10 protein-coding genes are annotated in these 13,448 nt (G+C 56.1%); 4 read left to right on the top strand and 6 right to left on the bottom strand.

Translation table 11 applies throughout. The annotated features are described in order from the left end of the window. Window positions 1–20: 20 nt before the first annotated feature. Window positions 21–689, top strand: coding sequence for a response regulator transcription factor (locus tag GOV90_RS20450; RefSeq protein WP_171096713.1), 669 nt, complete (start codon window positions 21–23; stop codon window positions 687–689). After that, on the top strand, window positions 686–2,053 hold the full coding sequence (locus GOV90_RS20445) for a sensor histidine kinase (protein WP_256367983.1): 1,368 nt from the start codon (window positions 686–688) through the stop codon (window positions 2,051–2,053). Before GOV90_RS20450 ends, GOV90_RS20445 begins: the two co-directional genes overlap by 4 nt. Window positions 2,054–2,382: 329 nt before the next feature. Here GOV90_RS20445 and GOV90_RS20440 read toward each other — a convergent pair whose 3' ends face one another. From GOV90_RS20440 to GOV90_RS20420, 5 genes are all read right to left on the bottom strand, one after another. Then, entirely contained in the window at window positions 2,383–3,915 is a 1,533-nt protein-coding gene (locus GOV90_RS20440) for a phospholipase D family protein (RefSeq protein WP_171096712.1), read from the bottom strand. 268 nt (window positions 3,916–4,183) lie between these two features. Then, window positions 4,184–5,287, bottom strand: coding sequence for a dimethylsulfoniopropionate demethylase (locus GOV90_RS20435; protein WP_171096711.1), 1,104 nt, complete (start codon window positions 5,285–5,287; stop codon window positions 4,184–4,186). 1 nt (window position 5,288) lies between these two features. Then, the gene (locus tag GOV90_RS20430; protein ID WP_171096710.1) at window positions 5,289–6,902 is read right to left on the bottom strand and encodes an AMP-binding protein; all 1,614 of its coding nucleotides are present in this window, start codon (window positions 6,900–6,902) and stop codon (window positions 5,289–5,291) included. Between the two features lie 16 nt (window positions 6,903–6,918). After that, the gene (gene dmdD, locus GOV90_RS20425; RefSeq protein ID WP_171096709.1) at window positions 6,919–7,728 is read right to left on the bottom strand and encodes a methylthioacryloyl-CoA hydratase; all 810 of its coding nucleotides are present in this window, start codon (window positions 7,726–7,728) and stop codon (window positions 6,919–6,921) included. A 21-nt stretch (window positions 7,729–7,749) separates the two neighbouring features. Further along, on the bottom strand, window positions 7,750–9,513 hold the full coding sequence (locus GOV90_RS20420; RefSeq protein WP_171096708.1) for an acyl-CoA dehydrogenase: 1,764 nt from the start codon (window positions 9,511–9,513) through the stop codon (window positions 7,750–7,752). A gap of 112 nt (window positions 9,514–9,625) precedes the next feature. Here GOV90_RS20420 and GOV90_RS20415 point away from each other — a divergent pair, with 112 nt between their 5' ends. Further along, window positions 9,626–10,639: an AraC family transcriptional regulator gene (locus GOV90_RS20415; RefSeq protein WP_256367984.1), complete on the top strand. Its 1,014-nt coding sequence runs from the start codon at window positions 9,626–9,628 to the stop codon at window positions 10,637–10,639. Between the two features lie 100 nt (window positions 10,640–10,739). Here the strand turns inward: GOV90_RS20415 and GOV90_RS20410 are convergent, their stop codons facing one another. Next, window positions 10,740–11,726 carry a DMT family transporter gene (locus GOV90_RS20410; RefSeq protein WP_171096706.1) on the bottom strand — a complete coding sequence of 329 codons (987 nt, stop codon included), beginning with the start codon at window positions 11,724–11,726 and terminating at the stop codon, window positions 10,740–10,742. A 348-nt stretch (window positions 11,727–12,074) separates the two neighbouring features. Here GOV90_RS20410 and GOV90_RS20405 point away from each other — a divergent pair, with 348 nt between their 5' ends. After that, the gene (locus tag GOV90_RS20405) at window positions 12,075–13,421 is read left to right on the top strand and encodes a serine hydrolase (RefSeq protein ID WP_171096705.1); all 1,347 of its coding nucleotides are present in this window, start codon (window positions 12,075–12,077) and stop codon (window positions 13,419–13,421) included. The last annotated feature ends 27 nt before the right edge of the window (window positions 13,422–13,448 follow it).

The following is a 13,448-nucleotide window of genomic DNA, read 5'->3' as shown; positions in this document are numbered from 1 at the left end:
CGAAACTTGCAGGAGACCCGATGCGGATTGTTATCGTCGAGGACAATGAGACCCTCGCCAACGCCATTGCTTATCGCCTGCGGGACCGGGGCCATGCCGCAGACGTGCTGACGGATGGAGACGCAGCCAACCAATACCTTGAACAGGAAGGCGCGGATCTGATCGTTCTGGATATCAATCTGCCTGGCCGGTCAGGGCTCGAGATTCTGCGGTCTCTGCGTAACAGGGGTGATAGCGCGCCCGTGATCCTGCTGACCGCGCGTACCGAAACCAGTGATCGGGTCTCGGGTCTGGATATGGGCGCCGATGATTATCTGATCAAACCCTTCGAAATGGACGAGCTTGAGGCCCGCATTCGCGCTTTGTCTCGCCGCAAGCAACTGGACTACGGGTCCCGCGAAACCATCGGAGATCTGGAATTCGACCGCGCCTCTCGTCAGGTGAGCGCAAAAGGGCAGGTGCTAGATGTACCACGCCGGGAGATGGCCGTCCTGGAATGCCTGCTGGAACGGCGGGGCAGGATTGTGCCAAAAAGCCAGCTCACCGACTATGTCTATGGTGTGGGGGCCGATGTCGAGGATTCGGCCGTCGAACCTCATGTGTCGCGTTTGCGTAAGCGGCTTCAGAACCTTGGGATCAGGATCAAGACGGCCCGTGGCCTTGGCTATCTGCTTGAGGTGCAGAAGTGATCAAACAGGGTTCGCTCCGGCTCCGGCTTTTCACGCTGATTCTGACGCCGTTGGTTCTGCTTGCGATCCTGCTTGGATATTGGCGCTACACGGTTGCCCAGCAAACGGCACAGGAACTTTTTGATGACAGCCTGCTATCTGCAGGTCTGGCAATTTCGCGTGATGTGGCGATTTCAGAAGGTGATGCCCTGTCGCCGACCACCCGCAGCTTGATCCGCGATGCGTCGGGCGGAGAGATATTCTACCACGTAACAGGCCCCGGTGGTATTTACGTGACCGGCTATGCTTATCCTCCGGCTGCCCCGAACCCAACGGAGCAGGACGTGTTCCAACCTCAGTTTTTTGAAGCGCTGTATCGGGACGAGCCGGTGCGCGTGTTAAAAATGACTGAACGGGTCACCTTAGAAAATCTGGTAGGTGATGCAACGGTCACGGTCTGGCAACGCATCGCGGATCGCAATGCCTTTGCCAACGAGTTGTCAATCCGTGCGGCAATCCTGATGGGTATCCTGCTGGTGACCCTCGCTATTGTTGTCTGGTTCGGCGTCGCGCGCGGTCTGCGACCCTTACTGGATTTACAGAACGCCATCGACTTGCGCTCACCCGATGACCTGAGTGAAATCAAACGCCAGGTTCCGGTCGAGGTCCATGGTATTGTAAAAACTCTAAACCGGCTGTTTGAGCAGGTCGAACACAGCATACACGCGCATCAGGTGTTTATTTCCGAAGCTGCGCATCAGCTGCGCAATCCAGCCGCCGCAGTCCAATCGATGGCCGAGGCTTTGCGAGGCGCAAAAACGGACGCAGACAGAGACAAACGTATTGTAGAACTTATAGCGGCGGCTAAAAACTCGGCCACAGTTGCCGAGCAATTGTTGTCGTTGGAACGGCTGAGACAACCAACGCATCAGGATCAGATGGACAAGATTGACTTCCGCTCGGTGGTGGAAGAGGCCTGCGCAGAGATGGGCGTTCACATCCTCGCAAGGGGCATCGAGTTTGAGGTCACGATGCTAGATTCACCAATCACTGTCGCGGGTGACCGGGTATTTCTGTCGGAGGCAATCAAGAACCTGCTTGATAATGCGCTGAAACATGGAGGCGCTGAACTGACCAGAATTTCGGTTGTTTTACAGAGCGCTCGGGACACCGTCCGGCTGACTGTGGCCGACGATGGTGCCGGACTTACACCAGACCAAAGCGACGCCGTATTCAGCCGGTTTTCACAGCTGGAACCCTCGGAGGGAAGCGGGTTAGGTTTGTCGATCGTTTCAGCCGTGGCCCGCCGCCACGGGGGGCAGATCTCAATCGATCCAGCTTTAGCGGGAGCGAGCCTTACGCTTGAGCTTCCAAGGTTTAAATGAGCTCTGTTTGGGCGGTATTGCCTGAAAAAATGCCCTGATTACCTCGGGCTCTATACGAGCACGTCATCGACCAAGTTCTGCCTGGGAGTAGGTAGGCCAGACAATAGTGCCAGTCACGTCAGCCTCAGGTCGTGGGTGACCACGGATTGGAAGACGGTGAAAGGTTTCTTGGAGAACAAGGGTAAGATGCCACACAAGAACGCACCAAAGGCGGCGGCGGGCAGTGTCCGAAACGGCCATTGTCTCGCAGATACTTCGTCCCAATTGAGCGAGCAGGACACCGAAGCCCCCTTACCCCTAACACGTCGACAGAGTATTTCTGGATAAACCTAAAGCTGAGAGCCGATTGGTAAAATACTCAGAAACCCGGCAACTATGTGGTCCCAGGCTGATCCCGTCGGCTCGGATTGATATTCAAGAACTTCGCCATCATCGCTTCGTGTCGTCCATTTAAGCCGACCGGCTTGCTCAAGGGTTACACTGTAAGTGTATGCGGGTAGCGCGTCGTCCAACGCACCCATGGTTTGTGTGGTCAATGCGGGCGAGTCTATCAGAATTCCCATCTCGGTGTTGATTTTGACTGACCTCGGATCCCAATTGAACGATCCCACGAACAAGTAGCGGTCATCAACAGCGAATGCCTTGGAGTGCAAGCCGGATCTGGACTGAGCCCAGTTTATGCCACGGCGCTGGACTTGATAGGCGTCGGGTCGCAACTCGTAGAGTTCCACTCCTCCGCGCAAAAGCGCTCGGCGTTTTTTGGCATAATGCGCGTAAACGGGTGCAACGTCGTTGGAGGCCAGCGAGTTGGTTACCACCTTTACCTCGACACCACGACGTTCAAGTTCGGTCAGCCATTTCACACCGTTGTTGCGTGGTACGAAATAGGCAGAAACGATATTCACCTCACTGCTGGCATTCTCAAAATACGGAAGCAATTGCGAGGCAAGAACGGGGTCCGAACCTTCAAGTCCGGCCGCTTTTGAAGGTGGATCGGCATAAAGCTTCGCGGGCAGCCAATCCAGCGAAAAGGCCCCATCTGCGAAGTTCTCTTGTGCTGACTTTCTAAGGGCAGCGCCATACTGTGTTTGCTTTGCTTCTTCGACCAGTTCATTCAACCGGCTTCGCGCATCGCTCAGGTCAAAATCTTCGGGCTCTCCCACAACCACGCGGGCGGGGACTGCGAATTCGCTGTTCCAATATGCGTCGAAGCTCTGTGAAACTTCACGCACAACAGGTCCAGCAGCCAACACGTCCAGATCGGCGTAGTTCATTTCTTTCCGCGCCAGAAAGTACTCAGCGCCGATATTCCTTCCACCCACAATCGTAAACACGTTGTCAGCTGTCATGGATTTGTTGTGCATTCTGCGATTGATGCGCTTGAAGTCCGTCAGTCCAGCGACCAACAGGCTTTGGTCTCGCCAGAACGGATTGAACAGCCTGATCTCAATGTTTTTGTGATGGTCCAATGCGGCGGTCATCGCGTCGTAGCTGGACGTATCCATGTCATCCAACAACAGGCGGACACGAACCCCCCGATCTGCGGCCTGCAACAGACTGGCTGCAAAAAGATGTCCTGTCGGGTCGTCATGCAGAAGGTAGTACTGAGCGTCTAACGTTCTTTCGGCGGCGGCGGCCATCAACAGCCGTGAGGCAAGCGCTTCTTCACCATCACTGATCAGCTTGACACCTGACCGGCCGTCTTTGGGATCCCCCAGGCGATTGGCCAACTGACTCAGAGCCGTGCCCGAATAGGCGGGCAATGCAGCCGATACCGTCTTTTCGTAAGTGCGGGTTTTAGGAGCGCATGCGACAAGTACCAGCGCGCTCCAAACACAAATCACAAACTTCCAACGCGCCATAGGCTTCCTCCGGCCTCCTTTGGCCTAGGTGACTATGCCAGCGCACGCGATTGCAAGAGTGTTCTTTGAAGCCTGAGGTTGTTTGGGTCGTCAGCGTTGGTTTCGCACAACCCTCAACTGCCAACTTATCGGTTCGCGACTTAACGCAACACCGTCTCAAACGTTCCCGGGCAGAAACCAAATGCGTCGAAGCACTGGGGAATGCTTGCCTGATGCTAGCGGCGTCGCTTAACCAAAACACCGGACGCGGGCGTTACCCTGGCTTGGGCTATATCCAGAACGTTTCCTGAATCTTGGCCTGTCGGTCACCGGTTGGGGTTCTGACCGTCAGAACAGAACCAGCATCCCAGTGTCCGGCGTCGACCATGCCAATAGCGACATTGGTTTCAAAATCCGGTGACCAGGCAGCGGACGTGACCTGACCAACCCGTTTTCCATCCTTGAGCAGTGGCCAAGCTGAGCGGGCAGGTGGCACGGGGTCACCGGGGATAGAGATCGCGCGGATCTGTCGGGCCAGACCAGTTGCGGCCTCGCGCGCAAGTGCGTGCTTGCCAATGTGGTCACTTTCCTCGTCCGGTTTGCAGAATTTGCCCAAACCACACTCCAGCGGAGAGTTTTCCATGGTCATATCGTTGCCATAGCTCAACAGCCCGCCTTCGATCCGCTCGATCAGGTTTGGACATCCCGGACGAACGTTCAGATCCATTCCGGCTTCGAACAACGCATTCCACAGCAGCATCCCGTAGGCACCGTTTTCGACATAGATCTCAAACCCGCCCTGTTTCGAGTAACCAGAGCGTGCGACCAAAAAGGATGTGTCCTGAAACACCATCCGTTTGTAACGGAAAAAGCGAATGTCGCGCACTTCGTCTCCAAACACGCGGGCCATTAGATCATCCGACTTTGGCCCTTGAATGGCCAGCGGCGAAACGTCAGGCTCAAAAACCCGCACATCCATGCCCGCGCCGACTGCAAGGCCCTTGACCCACAGCAACAGGTCGCTGTCGGCGATTGAGATCCACCAGCGATCCGCGCTGTGTTTGATCGCCACCGGATCGTTCAGCATGCCGCCGTTCTCGTCGACAATTGGAACGTAGTAACACTGATCTTCCTGCATTTTTTCCAGGTTGCGGGGGGTCAACCGCCGCATCAGACGACCCGCATCAGGCCCATTCAGTTCGATCTGCCGCTCACAAGACACATCCCAGACCTGCACATGAGATTTGAGGTGCCGATAATCGGCCTCGACGCTCTCGAACACTGTGGGCAGCAGCATCCGGTTATAGACGGTGTAGGCAGTAACGCCTTTATCCTCGACCCCTTCGGAAAAAGGTGTTTGGCGCAGGCGGCGGGATTGGGACAGCAGACGCATATCAAAGGTCCATTGCTTTGGCGCGGTCCCGAAGTTGGAACTTCTGGATTTTGCCTGTGGAGGTTTTGGGAAGGGATTCGAAGATAACGGCTTTGGGCACTTTGAACCCCGCCAGATGGTCACGGCAGAAGGCGATTATCTCGTCAGACGTTGTTTCGGAACCTTCGCGCAGTTCGACAAAAGCGCAGGGGACTTCTCCCCACTTCTCGTGGGGCATCGCCACGACCGCTGCGGCCTGAACTGCTTCATGACGGTACAATACGGCTTCGACCTCGACGGACGAGATATTCTCGCCGCCCGAAATGATCACGTCCTTCAGGCGGTCGCGTATCTGAATATAGCCGTTTTGGTGAATGACCGCGCCGTCGCCGGACCAGAACCAACCGTCTTCGAAAGCTGTCGCGGTGGCCGCTGGGTCCTTGTAATACCCTGCCATCACCGTGTTACCGCGAATGGCGATCTCGCCTTGTGTCGAACCGTCACGCGCCACCGGTTCCCCGGTTTCGCGGTCGATCACTGTGACCTGTTCGACCATTGGAAAGGCAATACCTTGCTGCGCCTGCAATTCCGCTTGTTCAGCTGGGCTGAGATCATCCCAGTCGTCCTGCCAAAGACATTGAGAGATGTGGCCGTAGGTCTCTGTCAGCCCATAGACCTGCATGACGTCAAACCCCATTGCACGGGTCTTTTCCAGCACCGAAGGCGGTGGTGGTGCACCTGCGGTCAACACACGGATTGCAGGATCAAATGGGGTCGCGCCACTTTCAGCTTCGGCCAGCATCTGCAGCACGATAGGCGCGGCACCGAAATGCGTTACGCCATGGGTGCGGATTGCGTCCAGAATGCGGTCGGCGGCCGGAACGCGCGTAAACACAACCTTTGCCCCAAGCATGGCCATCAACCAAGGGTGTCCCCAGCCATTGCAGTGGAACATCGGCACCACCGACAGATAGACGGGATAGGGGGGCATCTGCCATGCCGTCCCGGTGCCAAGAGCCATCAGATAGGCGCCGCGATGGTGATAAACGACGCCTTTTGGGCGCCCGGATGTGCCGGACGTGTAGTTCAACGCAATGGCATCCCACTCATCTTCCGGCAATTCGATCGGCAGGGGCGCGGCTTTGGTCAGCGCTTCAAAGGTCTGACCACCAAGGCTCTCCCCAGTAACTGCAGGATCATCGATTTCGGCCACCGGCAGAGTTCGACCGAGCAGATCGAAAGCTTTGGACAGAAGCGGCACAAGTTCCCGGTCCACGATCACCAGCTTGGTGTCCGCGTGATCCAGGATGTAGGCGATGGTTTCCGGTTCCAGACGCGTGTTCAGCGTATTGAGCACTGCGCCGGTCAACGGCAGGGCAAAGTGCAGCTCAAAGAGCTCTGGGATGTTCGGGCTGAGCACCGAAACAGTGTCGCCCTTCCGCACGCCAAGTTCGACCAGCCCACCGGCAACTGCGCGAATGCGGTTTGCAGTTTCGGCCCATGTTCTTTGGATATCGCCATAAACCACTGCTGTTCTCGCACCGTGCAAGCTTTCGGCGCGGTGCAGAAAGGACAATGGTGACAAGGGGACATGGTTCGCCCGCGTCTTCTGAAGAGCTTCGAAATGATGGCGCATCCCGATTCCGCCTGACTTAGCTGTTTGGCCGCACACGGGCGGCAGTTTTGTTTGCAAAGGCTTCAAGGCGCGCCCGAGCGGCGGGTTGGGTGTTGACCACTCCGCCTACCACAGCCTCGGCATAGGCTGCGTCCATGCCTGACATGTTGTTCAAGTGGCTGATCGCCGAGCAGATTGCAAAATTGGTCAGGGGCAGGTTCTGCGCGATTTGTTCTGCCAGCTCCATCGCCTTGGCCATGCTGCCGCCGTCTTCGGTGATGTATTGCGCCAGCCCCAGATCGACGGCCTCTTGCCCCTGGTAAACGCGACCCGTCAGGATCATGTCGATCATGCGATACTTGCCGATCATGTCGGACACTCGGATTGTCGCGCCACCACCTGTGAAAATCCCACGTTGGCCTTCAGGCAAGGCGAAATAGGTGCCGGGGTCTATGACCCGGATATGCGCCGCACTGGCAAGTTCCAGCCCTCCGCCCACGACCGCACCTTTCAGTGCCGCGATGATCGGCACACCGCCGTACTCCATCTTGTTAAATGCCTCATGCCAGCGCAGGCAGACATGCATGAAGTCATCCGGGCTGCGGTCGGCCTTCCAATGCTCGACCAGATCAAGGCCCGCGCAGAAGTGGTCACCTTCACCAGCAAGCACCACAGCTTTGACACCGGCCATACGGGCACCACTGAAAAAGCGGATCAGTTCTTCGATAGTGGCCACATCCAGAGCGTTGCGCTTTGAAGGACGGTTCAACGTTACGACATACAAGCCGTTCTCGCGCTCTGAAATCGCCAGGTTTTCATAGGTTTCGGGGTTCACGACGTCATTCATGGGTCGGGTCCTTTGGAGGAGTTATTCGGGGAAATGCGCGTCAAGCAGACTGCGCGCGCCCAGCAGGATTCGGCTGTGTTCTGTGGTGCATTCGGGCAGAATGTGTTGTGCAAAGAAAAGTGCAGTCGCGATTTTCTGGGCCATGAATTGCGCGTCCTGCCCGGCGTCCAATGATGATTGCGCAGCCAAAGCGCCCTTTGCCAGTTTCCAACCTGCCGCCAGGGTTCCTGCCAGCAAAAGAAAGGGGACTGAGCCGGCAAAAGCTGCGTCGATGTCCTTGCGGCTGTTTTCCAACAACCAGTCCAGCGCCGATTCAAACGCTTCGCGTGCTTGCGCAAGGCTTGCACCTATCGCTTGAGCATTTGCGTCACCTCTCGCCAGTTGTGCTTCGGTTTCAGCAATCCGGGCAGCAAAGAGACGGGCGGTTTCGCCACCGTCGCGCATCACCTTACGCCCTAAAAGGTCGTTGGCTTGAATGGCGGTGGTACCTTCGTAAATCGGTAGAATACGGGCATCGCGATAATGCTGCGCGGCACCGGTTTCCTCGATAAAACCCATACCACCGTGGATCTGAACACCTAACGAGGCAACCTCGACTGCGCGTTCGGAACAAAAGCCTTTGACCAGCGGAACCATGAACTCGGCCAGAGCAGCCATCTCTGGATTGTCCTGATGGTGTGCGATGTCCAGCAACCCCGCAGTCGCCGCCGCCATTGCGCGCCCACCTTCGGTCAGGCTGCGCATCCGCATCAGCATGCGGCGCACGTCCGGGTGTTCGATGATGGCGACAGCATCTTTGGTCTGACCGTTGACAGGGCGGCTTTGCACGCGCTCTCGCGCATAGGTCAGCGCACGTTGATAGGCCCGCTCTGACGTCGCAATACCCTGTACACCAACGGAAAATCGCGCAGCGTTCATCATAATGAACATGTATTCTAGCCCGCAATTTTCTTCGCCGATCAAGAATCCAGTGGCCTGTTTGTACTCCAAAACAGCCGTCGGGCTGGCGCGAACGCCCAGCTTGTGCTCAATGCTCACGCAGTTGACTGTGTTTTCGGCCCCGACCGTTCCATCTGCTTCGACCAGTTTCTGCGGTACGATAAACAAGCTCAACCCTTTTGGCCCGGCAGGTGCGTCAGGCGTGCGGGCCAACACCAAATGGATGATGTTCTCGGTCAGGTTATGGGCGCCATAGGTGATGAAAATCTTGGTGCCCGACACGTCATAGCTGCCATCCTCACGCTGCACCGCCTTTGTTGCCACCCGGCCCAGATCGCTGCCCGCTTGCGGTTCAGTCAGGTTCATCGTGCCAGACCAACGGCCTGCAATCAGCGGCTCAAGATAAGTGGCTTTCTGTTCGTCAGACCCGGTCAGCAGCAATGCCTCAATGGCCCCGTCGGTCAGCAAAGGGCAGAGGCCAAAGCTCATATCGGCGGCATTCAGCATCTCGACCGCGGCCGCGCCGACGGTCTTCGGCAACCCCATGCCACCATATTCCACTGGGTGAGTCAGGGCTTGCCATCCCATTTCGACAAACTGAGCGTAAGCCTGGGCATCGCCTTCAGGCATGATCACGCGCCCGTTGTCAAACTGGGCTCCCAGCGTGTCGCCGATATGCGACAAGGGTGCGATCTGCTCGCTGCAGAACCGGGCATAGCCTTCCAGTACAGCGCCAATATCGGCCAGGTCATAGTCTGAATACACTGCGAAGGAAGACACCTGTTCCCAATGAGACAAATGCTCGACGCAAAACATCAAATCCTGAACGGGCGGCTGATAGGACATTCCAGGCTCTCTGTCGGAAACTATGGGTTTACGTCATTTACCTGTCGACCGATTTGCCGATAAGCTCATATTTTGCCAAAATACTATCCGATCACGCCACTCTGAGGTTCCTGTGACCCGTCATGACCCTATCTCGCTGACGACCGTCTCAGCAGAATTCATTCAGGATTGGCTGGACGCACTTAGGTCCCGTTGCACCCCGGAAGAGATGGCTTCGCTGCTAGAGCGCGCTGGTCTTCAGGCTGGTCCGACGGCTCCAAATCAACGTGTTACCCTCAATGAAATTGCGCAGCTTTACCAGCTTGCGGCGCCTGAAACCGGGGACGAAATGATGGGGCTTTGGAGCCGCCCGATCCGGCCCCGCGCTCTGCAGCATCTTGTGACGGTTCAGCGCGGAGCAAGCAGCCTGACCTCGGCCCTTTATCGTTTCTCGACGTTCTGGAACCTGCTTTTGGATGACTTTTTTTTTGACCTGCGCAACAGGCCAAATGAGGTGGAGCTGGCTTTGGTGCCTTACTTGGGCGAAACCCAGCCGCAGCGCTTTGGCCACATGTTGATTCTGAAACTGGCGCACGGTTTGTTGTCCTGGCTCAGCGGGTCGGAAACGCCAGTTCAAATGGTTTGCTTTGCCTTTCCCCGCCCGGAATTTGCTGCGGATTATTCGGTTGTCTTCCCGTGCCTTGTCGAATTCGACGCCCCGCAAACCAGCATTCGTTTTGACCCTCGCCAATTCACCCGCCCGATCACCCGCAGCCCTGAGGAGGCGTCGGTGTTTCTTGAGCGCGCGCCGCTGGATTGGATATTCACAGGCTCTCGGGTGCATACAAACAGCCTTCGCGTCCGAGCTTTTCTTTACGGAGCAACATGGCAGTCTTGCCAGCTTACGGATGCAGCCCGAGCTTTGAAAATGACGCCTCGGACATTGAACAGACGCTTGAAAGACGAAGGAACATCCTTTCAGGACATCAAGGATGCCCTGCGCCGTGACATCGCGATCCGTGCACTACAGCAAAGCACGGACAGTATCGATCAAATCGCCTTTGACACGGGCTTTTCGGCCCCTGCGAATTTCCACAGAGCGTTCCGAAAGTGGACAAACCGGACACCGGGATCATACCGGATGTGAGCTCGATTTCTGTGGGAAAACGCTTTTTTCTGGGTCGTCAGAGAAAGGCAGAAAACCCGTCATGGGCGGCTACCGTCGCCGTATCTGCGAGTGGTGATACCTAATAACGACGATGCACTCTTTTTCGAGTAATCACGTTCTTCTCTTTCTGGCGCTCGCGCAAAAAGACAAACAATCCAGATCCCAAGATCAGCACGATACCAGTCGCGACAGGCAGATTTGGCAGTTCGCCCCAAATCGCCCATCCCCAAAACACTGCCAAAGGAAGACCAACATATTCGAATGGTGCCACCGTGGCGGCGTCGGCCATACGGTAAGCCTGACCCAGACAATACCCAATGATTGCCGAATTGAACCCTAGCCCGACAAACAACCATCGATCAGTGCCTTCTGGCCAAACCCAAGCCCTTAGCAAGAAGATCAAGCTTTCATTTTCGAATGCATCGGCAAAGCGCCCGTCCCCTGCCACAGACCAGAACAGTAAGCTGACAACGATAAAACATGCCTGAATATAGACAGCCATCGCCGATGCTTTGGATTTGGCACCAAGCAAACGGGTGAGCACGTTGTTGAGGGCATAAGTAAAGGCTGCCACCACAGGAAGGGCATACATCAAAAGACTGACGTCGCGCGCGCCGCCAGCTTCCCATGGGCGGGTCATAATTGCCACGCCGAGGAAACCCACAATCACCGCGCCGATGCGCATGGGGCCAACTTTTTCCCCAAGCAAGGGAATGCTGAGCAAAGTGATCATCAGCGGTGCAACGAAGAATACTGCGGTTGCTTCGGCCAGAGGCATGACAGCCAATGCCGTAAAGAATGTCAGATTGGCAACAACGATGAGAACCCCGCGTAAAAGATGAAGCCCAGGCTGATCGGTTTTCAAGATGCGCCAGCCGCCTTCCATCTGCACCAAAGCCAGACTGAACCCGATTCCGATCAGTGATCTGGTGAAAACCATTTGATGCAGGGGGTAACCGCCAGACAGGAACTTGATCAGCATATCGTTGATAGAAATCGCCAAAATTCCTATCAGAATGAATGCAATACCTGCTGTTGGGTTTTGCAACTTTACGTCTGCTGTCATGAGGTGCCCTTTCATGGGGCCACTAGCACGGGCCAGAAAACGGATCACGTCACTTTGCGACGTTCTTTGGTCGCCGCGTGCTGAAGTGAAACTCAACTTGAGTTACGCTTAAGGGTGAGTTTGTTCTTTTGGATTACCTTCCCCGGCAGAATGGCCATGTCATTGAAGCGCCGAGGCCCGCGAGGGTCACTCGCGCGGGTCAGTTCTGAAGTGGCACCTTCAGGGTTACGCGTAACGCATGGAGTCTGATTTTAGGTACCTGACTTCTACGTAACGGAAGTGTGGCAAACGCAGCCACGTTGCCTCTAACGTCACAGGGCAAAATGACAATTGGGGCGGTGCAGTCGGATGTTCGGGAAAATAGCGAAAACAATTGGCGGTTTAGTGATCGTGGGTGGCGTGGGGCTGGTAAGTTACCTGCTGATTGCGCCACCCGATCTGCTGAAGGTCGGTACAAATTACTCGGCCAAAATTGTCTGTTCGAACGTTTTCATTGCCGGACGTGATCCCGATGAGGTGCTGGCCGTAGACGTTCAAGCGCCGGGACATCCGCTGCTCAAACAAGTGTCGATCGAGGTCGATCAAGAGGCGCAAACAGTGCACGCCCGGCTTTTTCGGTTTTTTGCCCCCGCAACCTCACAGTACCGCGACGGGCTTGGCTGCACCAACGTTCATGACGTTGCTCTAAGCGCAGAAACGCTTGTGGCGCCCGGTCCTTTGCCTGCGGGCCTTTGGCCAAGAGGCAACGATGTAGCCCTTTCGCAGGATGCAAAGGTTCAGGCTGTCATGTCTGATGAAAGCTTGCTTGGTGAAGGATACCGCGCGGTCGTGGTGGTTCGAAACGGGCGCATTGTTGCTGAACGCTATGCGGACGGGTTTGACGCGCAAACCCCTTTGTTGGGGTGGTCCATGACCAAATCCGTCACGGCCGGGGTGATTGGTACATTGGTTGAAGCAGGTGAGATGAGCCTAACGGACAATCTGGTCGGTAGCTTTCCGGACTGGGCCGAGGACTCTCGCCGTGACATTTCCTTGGCTGATATGCTGTCCATGACCAGCGGATTGAACTGGGATGAAGAATATGGCGATGTCTCTGATGTGACCCGAATGCTGTATCTCAGCAATGATATGGCTGGCTTTGCAGCGGATCGAGTGCCTGAAGCCGAAACCGGTACGGATTTCAATTATTCTTCTGGAACAACCACTGTTTTGTCCCGTGTTTGGCAGGACCAGTTGCCGGATGGCGGGCTAACCTATCCGCAAGCTGCTCTGTTTGAGCCGCTGGGCATGACCTCGGCGATCCTTGAGACGGATGCCAACGATACGTTTATCGGGTCCAGCTATATGTATGCCACGGCCCGCGATTGGGCCCGGTTTGGCCAGCTTTTGTTGCAAAAGGGTGTTTGGGACAATACCCGGATTCTACCGGAAGGCTTTGTGGACTGGATGGTCGAACCGGTGGCTGCCTCAGACGGGCGCTATGCCAAGGGGCACCTTTGGCTGGACTCTCCGGGAGATTTTCCGCCCTTTGAAGACGCATACTGGCTACAGGGGCATGACGGCCAGTTCATCGGTGTGTTCCCGTCTCATGACATGATCGTTTTGCGAATGGGATTGACCCCGTCTCGGTTGGGTTACTCTTCCTTGCCGTTGGCGCAAGCGTTGATTACAGCCTTTGGGGACGATCCGTCTTAACTGACCTCTTCATCCCGCTCCTGCAAG

Origin of the sequence: Ruegeria sp. HKCCA5929, from assembly GCF_013034525.1 — a bacterium.
GTDB lineage: Bacteria > Pseudomonadota > Alphaproteobacteria > Rhodobacterales > Rhodobacteraceae > Ruegeria.
Note: the sequence above shows the minus strand (reverse complement) of the source record. Positions and strands in the feature narration are given on the sequence as shown.

Excerpts from the sequence above, each read along its gene's own strand:
- GOV90_RS20450 (WP_171096713.1), top strand. The coding sequence starts at position 21 with ATGCGGATTGTTATCGTCGAGGACAATGAGACCCTCGCCAACGCCATT.
- GOV90_RS20440 (WP_171096712.1), bottom strand. The coding sequence starts at position 3,915 with ATGGCGCGTTGGAAGTTTGTGATTTGTGTTTGGAGCGCGCTGGTACTT.
- GOV90_RS20435 (WP_171096711.1), bottom strand. The coding sequence starts at position 5,287 with ATGCGTCTGCTGTCCCAATCCCGCCGCCTGCGCCAAACACCTTTTTCC.
- GOV90_RS20430 (WP_171096710.1), bottom strand. The coding sequence starts at position 6,902 with ATGCGCCATCATTTCGAAGCTCTTCAGAAGACGCGGGCGAACCATGTC.
- dmdD (WP_171096709.1), bottom strand. The coding sequence starts at position 7,728 with ATGAATGACGTCGTGAACCCCGAAACCTATGAAAACCTGGCGATTTCA.
- GOV90_RS20420 (WP_171096708.1), bottom strand. The coding sequence starts at position 9,513 with ATGTCCTATCAGCCGCCCGTTCAGGATTTGATGTTTTGCGTCGAGCAT.
- GOV90_RS20410 (WP_171096706.1), bottom strand. The coding sequence starts at position 11,726 with ATGACAGCAGACGTAAAGTTGCAAAACCCAACAGCAGGTATTGCATTC.
- GOV90_RS20405 (WP_171096705.1), top strand. The coding sequence starts at position 12,075 with ATGTTCGGGAAAATAGCGAAAACAATTGGCGGTTTAGTGATCGTGGGT.